The sequence below is a fragment of the Planifilum fulgidum genome (genome assembly GCF_900113175.1).
Lineage (GTDB): Bacteria > Bacillota > Bacilli > Thermoactinomycetales > DSM-44946 > Planifilum > Planifilum fulgidum.
Genome location: NZ_FOOK01000007.1, coordinates 1 through 17,250 on the forward strand (window position 1 = coordinate 1; position 17,250 = coordinate 17,250).

The 17,250-nt window shown below is 59.7% G+C and carries 16 protein-coding genes; 15 read left to right on the plus strand and 1 reads right to left on the minus strand.

The window, feature by feature from the left end; all coding sequences use genetic code 11:
• The coding region (locus BM063_RS18145; protein ID WP_342713741.1) for a terminase gpP N-terminus-related DNA-binding protein at nt 1–174 on the minus strand (174 nt) is incomplete at its 3' end.
• A 291-nt stretch (nt 175–465) separates the two neighbouring features.
• Here BM063_RS18145 and BM063_RS05510 point away from each other — a divergent pair.
• The 15 genes from BM063_RS05510 to BM063_RS05575 all read left to right on the plus strand — a co-directional run bounded on the left by BM063_RS05510 (nt 466) and on the right by BM063_RS05575 (nt 17,226).
• On the plus strand, nt 466–1,383 hold the full coding sequence (locus BM063_RS05510; protein ID WP_177199004.1) for a sporulation protein: 918 nt from the start codon (nt 466–468) through the stop codon (nt 1,381–1,383).
• 410 nt (nt 1,384–1,793) lie between these two features.
• The gene (polA, locus tag BM063_RS05515) at nt 1,794–4,439 is read left to right on the plus strand and encodes a DNA polymerase I (protein WP_092036911.1); all 2,646 of its coding nucleotides are present in this window, start codon (nt 1,794–1,796) and stop codon (nt 4,437–4,439) included.
• A gap of 14 nt (nt 4,440–4,453) precedes the next feature.
• On the plus strand, nt 4,454–5,278 hold the full coding sequence (gene mutM / locus BM063_RS05520) for a DNA-formamidopyrimidine glycosylase (RefSeq protein WP_092036699.1): 825 nt from the start codon (nt 4,454–4,456) through the stop codon (nt 5,276–5,278).
• Between the two features lie 260 nt (nt 5,279–5,538).
• On the plus strand, nt 5,539–6,711 hold the full coding sequence (locus BM063_RS05525; protein WP_245752107.1) for an ROK family transcriptional regulator: 1,173 nt from the start codon (nt 5,539–5,541) through the stop codon (nt 6,709–6,711).
• Nucleotides 6,712–6,726: 15 nt separating this feature from the next.
• Nucleotides 6,727–8,025 carry an ABC transporter substrate-binding protein gene (locus tag BM063_RS05530; protein ID WP_092036704.1) on the plus strand — a complete coding sequence of 433 codons (1,299 nt, stop codon included), beginning with the start codon at nt 6,727–6,729 and terminating at the stop codon, nt 8,023–8,025.
• 126 nt (nt 8,026–8,151) lie between these two features.
• Nucleotides 8,152–9,018: a carbohydrate ABC transporter permease gene (locus tag BM063_RS05535; RefSeq protein ID WP_092036707.1), complete on the plus strand. Its 867-nt coding sequence runs from the start codon at nt 8,152–8,154 to the stop codon at nt 9,016–9,018.
• Between the two features lie 21 nt (nt 9,019–9,039).
• On the plus strand, nt 9,040–9,870 hold the full coding sequence (locus BM063_RS05540) for a carbohydrate ABC transporter permease (RefSeq protein WP_092036709.1): 831 nt from the start codon (nt 9,040–9,042) through the stop codon (nt 9,868–9,870).
• Between the two features lie 129 nt (nt 9,871–9,999).
• Nucleotides 10,000–10,947, plus strand: a complete 948-nt coding sequence (locus BM063_RS05545) for an ROK family protein (protein WP_143085244.1) — start codon at nt 10,000–10,002, stop codon at nt 10,945–10,947.
• A gap of 57 nt (nt 10,948–11,004) precedes the next feature.
• Nucleotides 11,005–11,970, plus strand: a complete 966-nt coding sequence (locus BM063_RS05550; RefSeq protein ID WP_177199006.1) for a glycoside hydrolase family 130 protein — start codon at nt 11,005–11,007, stop codon at nt 11,968–11,970.
• 14 nt (nt 11,971–11,984) lie between these two features.
• Nucleotides 11,985–13,775, plus strand: coding sequence for an endoglucanase (locus BM063_RS05555; protein WP_143085245.1), 1,791 nt, complete (start codon nt 11,985–11,987; stop codon nt 13,773–13,775).
• A gap of 172 nt (nt 13,776–13,947) precedes the next feature.
• Nucleotides 13,948–14,271 carry a hypothetical protein gene (locus BM063_RS05560; protein WP_092036715.1) on the plus strand — a complete coding sequence of 108 codons (324 nt, stop codon included), beginning with the start codon at nt 13,948–13,950 and terminating at the stop codon, nt 14,269–14,271.
• Nucleotides 14,272–14,274: 3 nt separating this feature from the next.
• Nucleotides 14,275–14,403 carry a hypothetical protein gene (locus BM063_RS18150; RefSeq protein WP_281246682.1) on the plus strand — a complete coding sequence of 43 codons (129 nt, stop codon included), beginning with the start codon at nt 14,275–14,277 and terminating at the stop codon, nt 14,401–14,403.
• Between the two features lie 140 nt (nt 14,404–14,543).
• Entirely contained in the window at nt 14,544–14,681 is a 138-nt protein-coding gene (locus tag BM063_RS17575; protein ID WP_177199007.1) for a hypothetical protein, read from the plus strand.
• Between the two features lie 1,337 nt (nt 14,682–16,018).
• Nucleotides 16,019–16,633 (plus strand): dephospho-CoA kinase, encoded by a 615-nt coding sequence (gene coaE / locus BM063_RS05570; RefSeq protein ID WP_092036719.1) that lies wholly within the window; start codon nt 16,019–16,021, stop codon nt 16,631–16,633.
• Nucleotides 16,591–17,226 (plus strand): lytic transglycosylase domain-containing protein, encoded by a 636-nt coding sequence (locus BM063_RS05575; RefSeq protein WP_092036721.1) that lies wholly within the window; start codon nt 16,591–16,593, stop codon nt 17,224–17,226. The genes coaE and BM063_RS05575 overlap by 43 nt, the downstream gene beginning before the upstream one ends.
• The last annotated feature ends 24 nt before the right edge of the window (nt 17,227–17,250 follow it).

Below are 17,250 nucleotides of genomic sequence, written 5' to 3' on the forward strand. Positions count from 1 at the left end.
GCCCTGTTCCCGGTATTTCCGCATCCAGATCTTTAATCGCCCCACATCTTGAATCCCCAGCTCTTCAGCAATCTTTGCCTTGGGAATGCCCTGAAGCCTCATTTCCACTGCCTTCTTTTTCAGTTCAAAGCTATATGTCTTGAATTTCTGTCCTTTTCTTGCCACGAAAATCACCCCTTAAAGTAATTTTCACAGGGGTGTTTTCCTGTGTCTACTTTAAGGGGTGCACTTCAGCAAAGGGCGCGGGCTTTTTTTGCGCTTCCGCGTCGACCTGGATTTTCTGTAAAGAACGGCAAGGGGCGTGCCGAACAGGTGCGCTTTTTGTAAATTATTGGGTGTAAACCCGAAAAATACAAAAGATGAGTGCGAAAAGGAACGCTTTTACCCGGTATCAAAGGGGACTATGCACGGGGGCTTCGCTGAATTTATAATAGAATTTGCAGCAAATATAGAGGGAGGATGGACATGTTCAAGCGAGTCTTGGCCAAGCTGGGCGTCGGCTCCGCCACAGTCAATCTTGTCTTGGACAAGGATGAGTACACGCTGGGAGACACGGTGGAGGGGCAGATCCTGGTTGAAGGGGGAACCGTCGAACAGCGGATCAACAAAATCGACGTGGACCTGGTCCTGAGCGTCCGGGTGAAGGAGAAGGTGTTCTCCCACACCGTCGACAGCGCCTCCTTCCATACTCCCTTTCGCGTCGCTCCTTCGGAAAAAAAGGTGTTTCCCTTCACCTTTTCCCTGCCGAACAACCTCCTGATTTCGGGGAACACGGTCTGGTACGATTTTGTCACCCGCCTCGATATCGCCGACGGGGTCGACCATTCGGACCGGGATCCCGTTCGCATTCTTCCGCCCGAGCGGTTGAACCGCGTCTTGGAGGCCTTGGGGCGCCTCGGATTCCGGGAGAAACACGATTCCCGCTCCTTTGACGGGTATGTGCAGGAGTTCGAATTTTTCCCGACCGATTTCATGAGGGAGAGGATCGAAGAACTGGAATTTGTGGCCTCCCTCGAGGAAGACGGCATCCGGCTGCTCCTGGAAGTGGATCTTCGCACCCTTTTCGGCGGGGAGAAGGAATTGAAGAGGGAAGTTTTCCTGGAAAATTCGTTGCTTGAGGATGTAACCGCCCTGTCCGACCATTTCCGGGAGTTGATCGGGGAAATGGCGGAGAATCCGGGAGCGTTTTCCGGTTTCCGGTTTGATCACCATCCGCATCATGCCTTTTCCCGGTACGGAGGGGCGATCGGGGGACTGGCCGCCGGGGTGCTGGGGGGCCTCGTTCTCTCCGAGCTGGTGGAAGAGGTGGCGGAAGGGGCTGAGGATCTGGGCGAAGTCTTGGAAGATGTCGGCGATTTCTTCGATTTCGGCGGAGAGGACTGACGCGCGCCCTTCAGATCCACAGAGGCGCCTTGGATTTCGCGTGTCGCCCGCGGCAAGGCGGCCTCGGCAGGAAGTGTTTTCCCTTTGCCCTAAGACCCTTCCACAATCGTCCCGTCCGCGGACAGGTGAAAAATCGGGTGATCCGCGAAGCAGCCCGGAGCGCGGGTTTTGCCCGGCCCGTTTTGCGGAGCCGAATCGGGTCCCGGAAGAGGGCAGGCGCGGAAAAGGTTGTTGCCTGGGACGGCAACCCCCGGGGAGAAGCCCCGGGGGTTTCGCATTGTCCGTCGCGGGGGTCGGCTGGATACGGAAGAACCCTCGTGATACAATAGGTTTGATTCGCGAGGAAGTGTTCGGTGCCCGGCCGTGCCCTGCGGGGAGATTTTTTGAACCGGTTCGGACGGAGGATGGATATGGACAAACTGGTTTTGATCGACGGGAACAGTATCGCTTTTCGGGCCTTTTACGCCCTGCCCCTTCTGACCAACGGAAAGGGCGTTCACACCAATGCGGTGTACGGATTTACCATGATGCTGATGAAGGTGTTGGAGGAAGAGAAGCCCACCCACATGCTGGTGGCCTTCGATGCCGGGCGGATCACCTTTCGGCACGGAGAATATCGGGAATACAAGGGAAAGCGCGCCCAGACCCCCGCGGAGTTGTCCGAACAGTTGCCGCTGATCCGCGAAGTTCTGGATGCCTTCGGCATCCGCCACTTTGAGGCGGAGGGATACGAGGCGGACGACATCATCGGGACCCTGGCCAAGAGCGCCGAGGAAAAGGGGATGAATGCCCTGATCGTCACCGGGGACAAGGATCTGCTGCAGCTGGTGACGGACCGGGTGACCCTGCTGCTCACCCGGAAAGGCGTGACCGAGGGGGAGCGGTACGACCGGGAAGCGGTTTGGCAAAAGTATCAATTGACTCCGGAGCAGATCATCGATTTGAAGGGCCTGATGGGAGATGCTTCGGACAATATCCCCGGGATTCCGGGGGTGGGGGAGAAGACCGCCCTCAAGCTTTTGCACCGGTTCGGGTCCGTCGAAGGGGTGTTGGACCATGTGGACCAATTGACCGGAAAGCTGCGGGAGCGGGTGAAGGAACACGGCCGACAGGCACGGATGAGCAAGGATTTGGCCACCATTTACTGCGACGTTCCCCTCGGTTTTTCCGTGGAGGATACCCGCTACGAGGGATATGACCGGGGCCGCGTCGCCGCCCTCTTTGAACGGCTGGAGTTCAAATCGCTCCTGGAGCGGATCGGCGGGAAGGAATCGGTTTCCGGTTCCTCCCGGAAGCTGCGGAAAGTGGAAGTTCAAACGGTGGAACCGGAGGACCGGGAATCCTGGAATGATTTTTTGGAAAACCCCCTCCTCTCCCTCTGGCTGGAGATGGACGGGGAAAATTATCACCGGGCGGAGATCATCGGCCTGGCCCTTTCCGACGGGGAGACGCACCTGTATGTTCCCTGGCGGACCGCCCGGGACTGGGAAAATCTCCACCGCCTTCTGGCCGACGAAGAAAGAAAAAAGATCGTCTACGACGGCAAGCGGCTCCAGGTGGTCCTGAAGCGGCGGGGTCTTGAGGCCGGCGGATTGGCCTTCGACGCGCTTCTCGCTTCCTACCTGCTGGATCCCTCCGAATCGGGACACAGCCTGAGCGACCTGGTCCAGCGGAAGATGGACGGATCCCTTCCCCCGGACGAAGAGGTGTACGGGAAAGGGGCGAAGCGCCGCCTTCCCGGGGAAAGAGAGCTGGCGGAGCACCTGGCCCGCAAGGCGGAGGCGCTGAAGCGCCTTTATCCCCTGCTCAGCGAGGAGATCCGGGAGGCCGGCATGGAGTCCCTGCTGTTCGAGATGGAGCTGCCCCTGTCTCGGGTGTTGGCCGAAATGGAGCTCCACGGAGTCCGGGTGGACCGGGACCGGCTTTTGGATCTGGGAGAGGAGTTGAAGGAGCAGGCGGAGTCGCTGACGCGGCAGATCTACGAGCTGGCGGGAACCGAATTCAACATCAATTCCCCCAAGCAGCTGGCGGAAATCCTGTACGACAAGCTGGGGCTGCCCGTGCTGAAAAAGACCAAGACCGGCTATTCCACCAGCGCCGACGTGCTGGAGAAGCTGGCGCCCCAGCACGAAATTGTCGAGAAGATCCTTCATTACCGGCAGATCATGAAGCTGATCTCCACTTACGTGGAGGGCCTGCTCAAGGAGATCGATCCCGAATCCGGAAAGATCCACACCCGTTTCAATCAGACGATCACGGCGACGGGAAGGCTCAGCAGCACGGAACCGAACCTGCAGAATATCCCGATCCGGCTGGAGGAAGGCCGCCGGATCCGACAGGTGTTCGTCCCGTCGGAGCCGGGCTGGCAAATCCTTTCCGCCGACTATTCCCAGATCGAACTGCGGGTTTTGGCCCACCTTTCCGGCGACGAATCCCTGAAGCAGGCGTTTTCCGAGGATATGGACATCCACACGAAGACGGCGATGGATGTGTTCGGCGTGCCGGAGGACGAGGTGACCTCCCTCATGCGCCGGCAGGCCAAGGCGGTCAATTTCGGGATCATCTACGGCATCAGCGATTACGGATTGTCCCAGAATCTGAACATCCCCCGCAAGGTGGCGGCGCAGTTTATCGAGCGTTACTTCCAAAGTTACCCCGGCGTGAAGGAGTACATGGACCGCGTGGTGGAGCAGGCCCGGAAGGACGGCTACGTCACCACGATGCTCAACCGGCGCCGGTACCTGCCCGAGATCCGTTCCCGCAACTACAATCGTCGCACCTTTGCCGAACGAACGGCGATGAACACCCCGATTCAGGGCTCGGCGGCGGACATCATCAAGACGGCCATGGTCCGCCTTCACCGGGAGATAAAGCGGCGGCGCGTCAAAAGCCGCATGCTCCTGCAGGTCCACGACGAGCTGATCTTTGAAGTGCCGGAGGAGGAACTGGAGGAGATGAAAAACCTGGTGAGGACCGTGATGGAACAGGCGGTTCCGCTGTCCGTGCCCCTGAAGGTGGACATTCACACGGGACAAACCTGGTACGAAGCCAAGTGACGGGAGGAATCGCCTTGCCGGAACTGCCAGAAGTGGAAACGGTGAAACGGACCCTGCAGCGGCTGATTATCGGAAAAACCGTTGAGGACGTGGACGTGTTCCTGCCGAAAATCATCAAGGAACCCTCCGATGTCAATCTGTTTGTTGAGCGGCTCAGGGGGCGGAAGGTGACGGGCCTTGGCCGGAGGGGCAAGTTTCTCAAGATTTTTTTCGATCCCTGGGTGCTGGTGTCCCACATGCGCATGGAGGGCAGATACCGGCTCCTTCCCCGGGAGGAGCCGCTGGAAAAGCACACCCACGTCGTGTTCCGCTTTGCGGACGGAACCGATCTGAGGTACCGGGACGTCCGCCAGTTCGGGACGATGCACCTGTTCTTGCGCGGGGAGGAGGAACGCCGTCCCCCGCTGAACAAGCTGGGGCCGGAGCCCTTGTCCGAGGAGTTCACATTGGAACGATTCCGCAAGAGGCTCTCCGGCAGAACCACCCGGCTGAAGGCCCTTCTCCTCAATCAGGAGTTTCTGAGCGGTTTGGGAAACATTTACGTGGACGAAGCGCTGTTTGAAGCGGGCCTCCATCCCGAGCGCCCCGTGCCGTCCCTTTCCGAGGAAGAGTCGGAGCGCCTTTTCAGGAGCATCCGCTCCACGCTGGAGAGGGCCGTGGAGGCGGGGGGATCCACCGTCCGCTCCTATGTGGACGGCAACGGGGAGATGGGCATGTTTCAATTGCAGATCCAGGTATACGGCCGCCGGGGAGAACCCTGCCCCCGGTGCGGCGGGCCCATTCAACGCCTGGTGGTCGCCGGCAGGGGAACGCACCTCTGTCCGAAATGTCAGCGGTGAGGCCGATCGAAGCCTTCCCTTTCGGGAAGGCTTTTTCCTTTGTCTGCCTCCATGCTGTCGGAAAAAAATAATTTTATTCAGAAACAAGCAGGAATTTGGTATAATAGTCTCGTAACTTATTCAATAAAGTTTAATATCGACGCCGAAATCGTTTCTGCACTTCTTCATTGGATGCGCTTTCATCTCCATTCATCCCGTTTCTTATTCAACTCAGTTTATAAACGGAGGTGATGCGGCTGCTTCGAGGAGATCACCGTTTGGTGAAACAAGTGAACCGGACGCAGGTGTTGGATCTGTTTCGCACATTGGGGCCCTTGACCAAGTCGGAAATTGCGGAGCACACCCAGCTGACCTTTGCCGCCGTGTCGAAGATTGTGAGGGATCTGGAGTCTTCGGGCATCGTCATTCCCCAAGGGGAAGGAAAATCCAGCGGAGGACGGAGGCCCGTCCTCTATGCCCTCAATCCGGATGCCCTTTATGTGGTGGCGGTGGACGTGTCGGTGGAGGAAATCCGGGTGGCGCTCATGGATGTTCACACCCGGATCGCCGGCGAGCGGCGCCTGCCGGCTCCTTCGGGAAAAAATCCCCGGGATTACACGTTGCTCGCCGCCCGGGCGTTTCGCGAGCTGGTGGAGGAATCCGGGGTGGATGAAGGAAAAATCATCGGTTGCGGGGTTTCCACGCCGGGGCCCGTCAACGCCCAAACCGGGGAAATCTTTCATCCCCCGAACCTTCCCTGGGGCGTCGTTCCCTTCAAGGATCTGATGGAAGAAGCGCTGAAGATGCCGGTCAAAGTGGAGAAGGATGCCAACCTGTCCGCCCTGGGGGAAAGGTGGCGCGGAGCGGGCAGAGACGTGGAAAACCTGATTTACGTTCTCGTCGGGGAAGGCATCGGGGGCGGCATCGTCATCGGGGGCACCCTGTATCAGGGAAATCCGTTCGGGGCGGGAGAGATCGGCCATGTGACGGTGGATATCGACGGGTTTCGCTGCAACTGCGGCAATTACGGGTGTCTGGAGGCGATGGCGTCCGGATTGGCCGTCGTCCGAAGGGTGGAGCGGGAGCTCCGCCGGGGGGCGGTGAGCAGCGCCTATCCGGAGGACGTGGAGTCGATCACGCTTCCCGTGGTGTTGAAGGCCCTTCGGGAAGGGGATGATCTGACCTGTCGGATTTTCGACGATTCCGCCCGGATGCTGGGCATCGGCCTCACCGGCGTTTTCAATTCCTTCGCGCCGGAAAAGGTGATCATCGGCGGGAAGATGGTCTGGGCGTATCCGAAGATGGTGGAGATCGCCGCCGAGATCACCCGGCAGCGCGTCGTTTCCGTGCTGAAGGACCGGGTGTCGATCGTGCCCGGGGAGCTGGGCGAAGACGCCTCGCTGATCGGCGCCGCCGCGTTGGTGATCGAGGACCTTTTTACCCTGCATCTTTGACAGGGAGGGAGAAGCATGAGGAAAGCGCTGATCGTGTGTGCCGCTTTGCTGTTGGTGCTGGTCCAGACGGCCTGTTCTTCCGAAGGGGAAAGCGGGGGGAAAGTGGAGCTGACCTACTGGCCCGCGGCCAATCCTTCGGAGGTGGAGTTCGCCAAGGAAGTGGTCAAGGAGTGGAACGAGAAACATCCCGACATTCAGGTGAAGATGGAGCCCCTTCCCGCCAGCCGTTCCTCGGAGGAGGTCATTTTAAGCTCGATCGCCGCGGGAACCACCCCGGACATCACATCCAACATCAACCCGGGGGCGTTGGGGCAGTTTGTGGAAGCCGGAGGGATGCTGGCCATCGACGAGATTGAAGGGGCGATGGAATATATCACGGAGCGGACCCCGAAGGAGACCGTGGAAGCCTTCAAATCCCCCGACGGCCATCTCTACCAGATCCCCTGGAAGGGCAATCCCGTCATGATCCTCTACAACAAAAAACACTTCGAGGAAGTGGGGCTGGATCCGGATAATCCGGACATCGGCACCTATTCCAAATTCCTGGAGGCGGCCAGAAAGCTGGCCCGCGACAAGAACGGCGACGGAAAACCGGACGTCTGGGCGATCAATCCCAACGTGGAACAAACCTGGTGGCAGCGGTTTTTCGATTTCTACCCCTTCTATCTGGCGGCCACGGGGGGAGAGACGCTGCTGAAGGACGGCAAAGCGGCCTTCAACAATGAAGCCGGTCTGGAGGTCGTCCAATTGTTCCGAACCCTCTTCGAGGAAAAACTGGCTCCCAATTCCACCTACAAGGAAAATCTGTTGGCCAAAGGAAAGGTCTCCATGACCATCACCGGTCCCTTCGCCTTGCCGGATCTGAAGAAGCAGGCGCCGGACATGGAGATCGGCGTCGCTCCGATCCCGGTTCCCGACGATCAGGAGGGGAAAGAGGTGATCACCTACGGCGATCCGAAAAACATCGGGATTTTCAGCACGACCAAGCATCCCAAGGAAGCCTGGGAGTTCGCCAAGTTCCTGATCAGCAAGGAGAATGACCGCAAATTCCTGGAGATGACCCAGCAAATCCCCTTCCGCAAAGGGATCGACCAGGATCCGGAGACGAAAAAGTTCTTTGAGGAAAATCCGGTGCTTCAGGCCTTTGCCAAGCAGGCTCCCTACACCCGGGCGACGGATGATTCGGACAAGCTGACGGATATCTTCGACGCCTTGTCCCTGGAGTATCAGCAGGCGGCGGTGCTGGGGAAAAAGTCTCCGAAGGCCGCCCTGAACGAGGCGGAAAAGAAAGTGAACCAGCTTCTCAAGAAATGACGGGCTGACGGATGGTTTCTCAAAGGGAAGTCCCCCAGTCTTCTCGCCCGGGGGACTTCTTTTTGCGCGAAAGGAGTCCGGGGAGGAAAAAACCTCCCCGCAGACCTTGCCGGGAGGTGACAGCGGTTGAAACGGAGCGTCCGGTCCGCCTATCTTCTGATTTCGCCCTACCTGCTGTTTCTGGCGGTGTTTTTGATCTATCCCGTTTTCTTTTCCATCTGGCTCACCTTTCATGATTGGAACATCGTGTCGCCGGAGATTCCCTTCGTCGGGCTGGAAAATTACCGTCGCCTGCTCGGCGACGAGCTGTTCTACAAGGCCCTGTGGAACACCTTTCGCTTCATTATGATCAACATTCCGCTGCAGATCGTCCTGGCCCTTTTGCTGGCCGTCGCCCTGAACCAGCCGATCAAGGGAAGGGGTTTTTTCCGGGCGGCCTACTTTCTTCCTGTGGTCACCTCCGGGGTTGTGATCTCCTTTCTCTGGTCGTGGATGCTGTCGACGGACGACGGGATCATCAATGAAGTGCTGGGTTGGTTCGGGATCGGCCCCGTCCCTTGGCTGACCAGCGAAACCTGGTCCATTCCTTCCATCGCCTGGGTGGCCGCCTGGAAAAATCTAGGTTATTATGTGGTGATTTTTCTGGCCGGCCTGCAGAGCATCCCGAAAACCCTGTACGAGGCGGCGCGGATCGACGGGGCGGGGCCGGTTCAGATCTTCTTCCGGATCACCTTGCCCATGTTGAATCCGGCGATGCTGTTGGTGCTGGTCATGTCCACGATCAACGGGTTTCAGCTGTTCACGGAACCCTTCATCATGACCGGAGGCGGACCGGCCAACAGTTCCCTGTCCGTGGTGATGTACATCTACAAAAACGCTTTTCAGAGCCTGGACATGGGTTATGCCGCGACCATCGGGCTGGCGCTGGCCCTGATCATCCTCACCGTGTCCCTCTTGCAGAAAAAGCTCCTGGAGCGGGATGCCTACTATTGATGAAGGAGGGGGAAGGCCGAGATGAACGCCGGACTTGGAAAGTGGCTGAAAACGGGGATTTTTTACCTGGTCCTGATTGCCGGCGCCGTCCTTTTCATCTTCCCGTTTTACTGGATGGCGGTGGCTTCGATCAAAACGCCCCGGGAAGTGTTTGACCTCAATCTGATTCCGTCGGAGATCACCTTTCAAAGTTACAACTACATGCTGGACCGGATTCCGGTGGCAAGGTCGCTTTTCAACAGCTTTGTCTTTGCCGGCGGGGTCACCCTGATCACCCTCGTGGTGACTTCGATGGCCGGGTATGCCTTGGCCCGTCTGAAGTTTTGGGGAAGGGACGTGCTTTTCTCCGTCGTTCTCCTGACGATGATGATCCCGTTTCAGCTGCTGATGATTCCCCTGTATGTGATCGTGGTCAAACTGGGGTGGATGAACTCCTACGCCGGATTGATTCTGCCGATTTCCGTCAATGCCCTGGGCATCTTCATTTTCCGGCAGTTCTTCCGCACCATTCCCCAGGAACTGATCGATGCGGCCCGGATTGACGGAGCCAGCGAACTGCAGATCCTGTTCCGGGTCATGCTTCCCCTGTCCCGGCCGGCGATGATCACGGTGGCGATCCTCACCTTCATGGGACCGTGGAACGATCTGTTGTGGCCCCTTCTGGTGACCCGGGAGCAGGAGATGATGCCCCTGGCCCAGGCGGCCACCCTGTTCGGCCTGGAGGGTCAAGGGGGGCAGTGGGGGAGTATTATGGCAGTAAACACCCTTCTCGCCCTTCCCGTCGTCCTCCTGTATCTGTTCTTCCAGCGGTATTTCATCGAAAGCATCAGCAATACCGGGATGAAGGGATGAACCGGCGGGTTGAAGGGCGATCATCGCCGTCGGGGGGAATCGGATCCCCTCCGGCACCCCCAGGATGAAAGGCGCCACATTCCAGGGTTTCAAATCAAGGATTGCAGACGAGTCGGGAGGTTGGATGCCGTGTCGTTTGTCATGGGCCGATGCATCGGCGTGGATGTGGGAGGGACCAAAATCGCCGCCGCCCGGGTGGAGTCCGACGGCTCCCTGAGCCGGCGGTTTCGGACGGATACCCGGGCCGACGAGGGACCCGACGGAGTGATCGAACGGATTTGCCAAGGGATCGAGCAAGTGATGGGGGAAGAAAAGGTGGAGGGGATCGGCATCGCCTGTCCGGGGCCTCTGGATGCCCGCACCGGGGTGGTTCTTTCTCCGCCCAATCTGCCCGGTTGGGACCGGATTCCTCTGAAAGACCGGCTGGAGGAGCGATTCGGCGTGCCCGTCCGGGTGGAAAACGACGCCAATGCGGCCGCTTGGGGGGAATATCTGCTGGGAGCGGGCCGGGGGGCGGATCCGATGGTCTACATCACCGTGAGCACCGGCATCGGCGGCGGAATCGTTTTGGATGGGCGCCTGTATCGGGGAGCCGACACGTTTGCCGGGGAGATCGGGCACACGATCGTCGATCCCGGGGGAGCCCCCTGCAGCTGCGGGCGCAGAGGGTGTCTCGAGGCGCTGGCGTCCGGGACGGCGATCGCCCGGGCGGCAGCGGAAGCCGTGCGCAAGGGAAACCGGCGGATCAGAGAAGCGGGCGGGAGCGCGCCGCGGGCGGAACACGTTTTCGCCGCATACCGGGATGGGGACGAGGATGCTTCCAGGATCGTGCGCGAAGCGGTCCGCCATCTCGCCATCGGCATTTCCAACATCGTCCACCTGTTCAATCCTCGGGCCATCGTGATCGGGGGCGGGGTGGCCCGCGCCGGGGACGCGCTGTTTGCTCCCCTCCGGGAGAGGATCCGGGCCTTCCTGATGCCGTCCTTTGCGGGGACCTTTGAGCTTCTGCCGGCAAAACTGGGGGAGGATGCCGGCGTGGTCGGCGCCGCCGCGCTGTGGGCGGAGCGGCCAAAGTGAGCCTCCCCCCTTTGGACTGATTAGACTGAAACATGGAAAATTGAGGAGTGATTGTAAGTGTCGAAATCATCGATTCTTTTTCCTTTCGGTTCCTTTGTGAAGCATGAATCCAACCCGATTTTATCCCCCCGCGGAGAAGGATGGGAATCCAAGGATGTGTTCAATCCCGCCGCGGTCGTGAAGGACGGCAAGGTGTACCTGCTGTACCGGGCGGAGGATCGCACCGGCATGGGGAAGTGGAACGGGACGTCCCGCATCGGTCTGGCGGTGAGTGAGGACGGAATCCGCTTTGAGCGCCATCCCGAACCGGTACTGATTCCGACGGAGCCCTATGAAGCGGACGGCGGATGCGAAGATCCCCGGGTGACCCAGATCGGCGACACCTATTATATGACCTATACGGCCTATGACGGCAAAAACGCCCGGATGTGCCTGGCCACATCCAAGGATCTGTTCAACTGGGAGAAGCACGGCATCGTCTTCCCGGGATGGGAAGGGGACCAGGCCAGGGAATGGTCCAAGGCCGGAGCGATTCTCCCGGAGAAGATCAACGGCAAATACGTCATGTATTTCGGAGACAGCTGCATCTGGATCGCCTATTCCGACGACGCGATCCACTGGGAACCCGTGAAGGAACCGGTCCTCAGACCCCGTGAAAATCCCGACGACTTCGACAGTCTGCTGGTGGAGCCGGGCCCCCAGCCCCTTCTGACGGAGGAGGGGATCCTCCTGATTTACAACGGTGCCCGGAAGCTGAGCGAGAGCGGAAGGAGCGGAACCGGGAACATCCACGCTTTTCCCGTCCGCTATGAGGCGGGACAGGTGCTGTTTTCCCGGGAGAATCCGGCCCAGGTGATCCGGCGGACGGAAACCAGCTTTTTCGCTCCCGAATCCCAGGCCGAGACGGAAGGACAGGTGGATAACGTCGTCTTTCTGGAAGGGCTGGTGGAGTTTAAGGGAGCCTGGTATTTGTACTACGGAATGGCGGATTCCCACATCGGCGTGGCCATTTACCGTCCGTAGAGGGGGTGAAGATCGTGTCCCTGAAAAGGCTGGTTGCCGGTGCGGTGGCCGGCGCGTTGTTGGCGGCCGGATCCGCTTTTCCGGCCGCCGCCAAGCCGCCGGTGAATGAGGAGCCAAAATCCCTGTACCGTCAATTGGTCAATCTGGACCACCTCAATCATCTGCAGGATGAGGTGATCCTGGGGGGCCGGAAGATGGCGGTGACCCGGATTTACTCGGAGTATCCGGATTACGGATGGGTGGATGCCGGCGAGGAAGGGATCGGCTGTGTCGATGACACGGCCCGGGCCGCGGTGGTGTATCTCACCGATTTTGAGCGGACCGGAGACCGCAAGAGCCTGGAGAGGGCGAGGAAGGCGCTCAATTTTGTCCTGCACATGCAGGCGGAGGACGGAGAGTTTTACAATTTCGTCCGGAAGGATTATTCCATCAACCGGGACGGACCGACCAGCCGCAAATCCATGAGCTGGTGGGCCGCCCGCGCCATGTGGGCCTTGGGGCACGGTTACCGGGTGTTCCGGAAGGAGGATCCCGCCTATGCCGCGGAGCTCAGGGAGCGGTTCCTGCTTGCCAACGAGGCCCTGCAGCGGAAAATCGGGCCGGATTACGGCAAGTACCGCCGGATCCACGGCAAAAAAGTTCCCGCCTGGATCGACGAATTTGACGCCTTTTCCAACGCCCTGTTGGGGCTGACGGAGTTTTACCGGGCGGAGCCACTGCCCGAAGTGGCGGATTCCATGGTGAAGCTGGGGGATGGATTGTCCCGCTATCAGTTGGGGACCTTTTCCGAATACCCCTACCGGGCGCACATGGATTGGAGCGGCTCCGTCCAGCTCTGGCACGCCTGGGGAAGCTCCCAACCGATGACGCTGGCGAGGGCGGGAAAGGTGCTGAACCGCAGGGACTACATTGAATCGGCGCGGGAGGCGGCGGAGGGGATTTACGCCCATCTGCTCGTCTCCGGGATGATCAAGGAGATGGCCCCCACTCCCTTCTACTATGAGCAGATCGCCTACGGGGCCAACCGGATGGTCCAGGGGCTGATCGCCGTGGGAGAGGCCACGGGGGATCACAAATACCGGCGGATGGCGGGGCTGGCCGCCTCGTGGTTCTTCGGGAACAACGACGCCGACGCGGTGATGTACGATGTCCAAACCGGGCGGGGATACGACGGCATCGTCGGCCCCGGGAAGATCAATCGCAATGCCGGAGCCGAATCCACCATCGAAGCCTTGATGACCATGCAGTCCGTCGCATGGGATAAGAAGGCGTCGCGGTATCTTTGGGCGGACAGGGAGGAAGTCCACAGCTTACGCATCTTTGAGGCGGAGCGGGCGAAAGCCGTCTCCGGCGCTCCGGAAATCGTCACGCCGGAATCCCCGTGGACCGGGGAGTCTCTGTACAGCGACCGGTTGGTGAAGATGGCAGACGGGGACGCCCTGCAGATCGTCGTGGATCAGGGCCGGGCGGAGACGGTGCAGCTGGAGGCAACCTTTGAGAGGCAGGCGGAGCCGAAAGGAAGGGGGACCTTGTCGCTGATCGTCAACGGCAAGGAAGTGGTCCGGCATGATACCGGCGGTTCGCCGGATGCGGATTACCTGTGGCGGGAAGCTCTTCGGAGGGTCAAGCTGAAAAAGGGAGAAAACAGGATCATCCTCTCGTACCGGGGAAAGCGCCCCTTGATCCTGGACAACCTCGTCCTTCAGCCGGTGCGCAGTTTCGCCGAGTTCCGGTTGCCGGGGAAGGAAAAGGTGATTTTTCTCAGAGATTTGGAGAAGGAAAGGAACCTCTTGACGGGCCGATGAAAAAATCGCTGAAGCCCTTTCCCGCTTCGGAAAGAAGGGACTATTCCCCAACATCGCCCGGGGGTCGGTCACAGGACCGGCCCCCCTTTTTGGATTGGGGGAAGGGATCGGGGATTCGGCATCGTGCCGAAGGCGGTCACGGGCAATTCGGTTCTGCATTGGAGGAAGTCGGTTGGGCGGGTTGCGGGGCTTTCGCGATCCCGCTATTTTCCGGCCCCTGATGGGCGGCCGGAGGATCCGGCATCAGAACTTGCCGGAGGGCTTTTTCGGAAAGCGCGGGATGGCCAGTGCGGCCGAAGGACAGGTGGCGATCGTCATCGGCGGCGCAAAGGGAATCGGTCCCGACTCGGTTCGGGAGCTACCCGGGAGGGACTCAAGGTGGTGGGGGATATTGACCCCGCGGGGGAGCGGACGGCGTCCGAAATGGCGGAAAAAGGGGAGCAGTCCGCTTCACATCCATGCGACCCCCTCCGATGATGAGAGCGTGGAGGGCTGAAGTTTGGACATCATGTTCCACAATGCCGGGATCGGCAATCCGCCCGTCCTCGACATGCCTCCGGAGGAGTGTCACCGGCCCGTTGCCGTCAACCAGCGCGGGGTTTTTTGCGGGACCAAGGCGGCGCCGTGAGGAAAAGGGCGGCGCCATCATCGACACCGCTTCCGCAGGCGGTTTTTTGCGGATCGAAGACCTTTTCCTGTCATGCCGGGGATGAGGACCGAGGCGGCGGACCTGGAGCTGGCCCGGTCCATATCCGGGCGGTGGCCGCCGTGCCGGGGCCGGTGGACGCGGAGATCGTCGCCCCGTGGAAACCGCGTCCCGACCGGCGGCGGACGGTGGAAAAGACGGGGACGGGTGACAAAGCCCGAAGCGGTGGCCTCCGCCCGGCGACGACGCCTCCTCTGTGAATGTTTCCGTCCTGTTCGTGGGAAGGTGCGGCCGCCATCAAGCGGCGAGGGGAAGAGGCATCCAAACCGACGGGGATGACTTCTCAGCCAAACGACCTTCTCCCGATGCGCTCCATGGGGTGCCTCTTTCGGAGCGGGGATTTTCGTCATCGGAACCTGGATGAAGGAGCGGTCCGTCTCCCGGATGCAGGGGGAATCCGGTTCCGCCGTCCGTTACGACGGGACCGATGGTGATCGTGTCCATTCTCGGGAAATGCCGGGGGATTTTTATGGAGCTCCGCATATACATTCTACGGATTGACGGAGATCCGAAGGGACCCGAGGCGCAGACGAAAGCGGATCCCCGTTTCATCGCCCTGAAAGGAGGTGAAAACCGGTGATCAAACCCTTATGCGGCGGACGAGGTCCCGTCAGTCCCGATCCGGATGAACAGAAGGGCGGCGAGCAAAAGGGAGCGGCGTTTTCATAACAAACATTTTTCGTCGGAGGCTCCTCGACGGGTGTCCGAAAATCGGGAAGGGTGCAACCGTGATGGCCGGGCTGCACCCTTTTGTGCGGGAGCCCGAAAGGAAGACGTTTCTGTCTTGTCCCTCCAAGGGAAAGGGAGGGTAGACGGGGAATTCTTTAACAGGAGATGATTTCGAGAAAAATGCGCGCTGAAAATGAGGAGATCGCGGAGGGTCCCCTAGAGATCGCCCCGTCGGCCTGGACGTCTTTCCGGCGACCGCGACGCGGCGAAAAGATCATCGAAGCGGGATGCAGCCGGATGTTTTCCGCCGGAAGCCCGGAGGATAGGATGTCCGCCGGCCGCTGCCCGGGGGCGGATCGGATCGTGGAATTCCACCGCGGCCCTTTTTCCGACGAAGAGAGGTGAAGGGAATTCTGCGGTTTTCCCGCCGCCGGCGGAACACGGCCCATCCACCGGGCCCGATCTTTTTACGGCGCGTCGGCGGCCCGGCATTTGCAGGAGGTGAACACATCTCATCTGTGCCGGTTTCCGGCGCGGGTTTCTCTGGAGGATCCTTTGTGTGCGCCGTCCGGCAAAGACCGATGGGATCCGGATGAGGCGGCCGTTTTGGCGGGATGGGGGAAGCCGCACGCGAAATTGGACGCGGGCGGCCAGGCGACTGGCGCGAGGGGAAAGCCGCCCTCCGTCGCGCCGCAGGCGTTGACACAGTCGCTTTCAGGGAAGGCGGTTGGCGCCCTTGGTAGCGAGGGCGGGAGAGCGCCGGTGCAGGGGGACATTCCGCCTTCTTCCTTCCGCCTCAAAATTGGATTTTGTTCCCGAAACCGTGTTATGATTTTCATATATCGGGCAAAAGGGAAGGAGGGGAGCCATGCGTGTCGGATTGACCGGTGGAATCGCGACGGGCAAGAGCACGGTTTCCCGGATGCTGCGGAATCGCGGCGCGGCGATCGTCGACGCCGATCAGGTGGCCCGGGAGGTGGTGGAGCCCCATACGCCGGGATGGCGTCGTATCCGGGAGCGTTTTGGCGATCAAATCCTGCTTCCCGACGGTTTCCTCGACCGGAAGGCCCTTCGGAACGTGGTTTTCCGCGATGCTCGGGCCCGCAGGGATTTGAACGAAATTTTGCATCCCCTGATCCGGGAGAGAATGATGGAAAAGGCCGAAATGCTGGAAAAGGAGAAGCCGGAAAGAATCATCGTGTTTGACATTCCCCTCCTTTATGAGAGCGGGCTGACCCGGTGGGTGCGAAAGGTGATCGTGGTGTATGTCCCGGAATCGGTTCAAATCCGCCGATTGATGGAGCGGGAGGGAATCGGGGAAGAGGAAGCGCTTCGCATGATTCGGGCACAGATCCCGATCGAGGAGAAAAAACGAATGGCGGACTGTCTCATCGACAATTCCGGCTCACTGGAGGAAACGGAAAGACAGGTTGATCAGCTATGGAAATGCCTGATCTCAGAAAGTGGATTCGGCCCGCAGTGATGGCCCTGCCCTCGAAACGGAAGATGGCCCTGGGTTTTTTTCTGTTGTTGTTTTTTTTCTCGGTCATTTCCCCGCTGTTCAACCAATGGATGTATCCCCTCGAATACGAGGAGCACATTCTGTACAGCGCGGAAGCCACCGGAGCCGATCCCTTTTTGGTGATGGCCATCATTCGGGTGGAGAGCAAGTTTGATCCTCACAAGCGATCACCGAAGGGAGCCCAGGGCCTGATGCAGCTGATGCCCGAGACGGTGGACTGGGTGATTGCGGATGGCAAGTTTTCTCCCGCCTTTCGCGACCTGGTGTATGAACCATCGGTCAACATACATATGGGCAGTTATTACATATCTGGTCTGGTCAGGGAATTTGGGGGCAACAAAATCGCGGCGATCGCCGCTTACAATGCCGGACCGGGCAATGTCAAGCGTTGGATGAGGGAGGGAAGGTGGGACGGGACCCGCCGGAATCTGAGTGGCGTGCCTTTTGGGGAAACGCGTCACTATGTCCGCCGGGTTACCTTTTTTTACGAGAGGTACCGAACCTTATACGGCCATCTGATCGAAAGAAAGGAGTCCTACACCCTGCCCCAGTAGGCTTCCGGGTTTTCTAAAACCGGA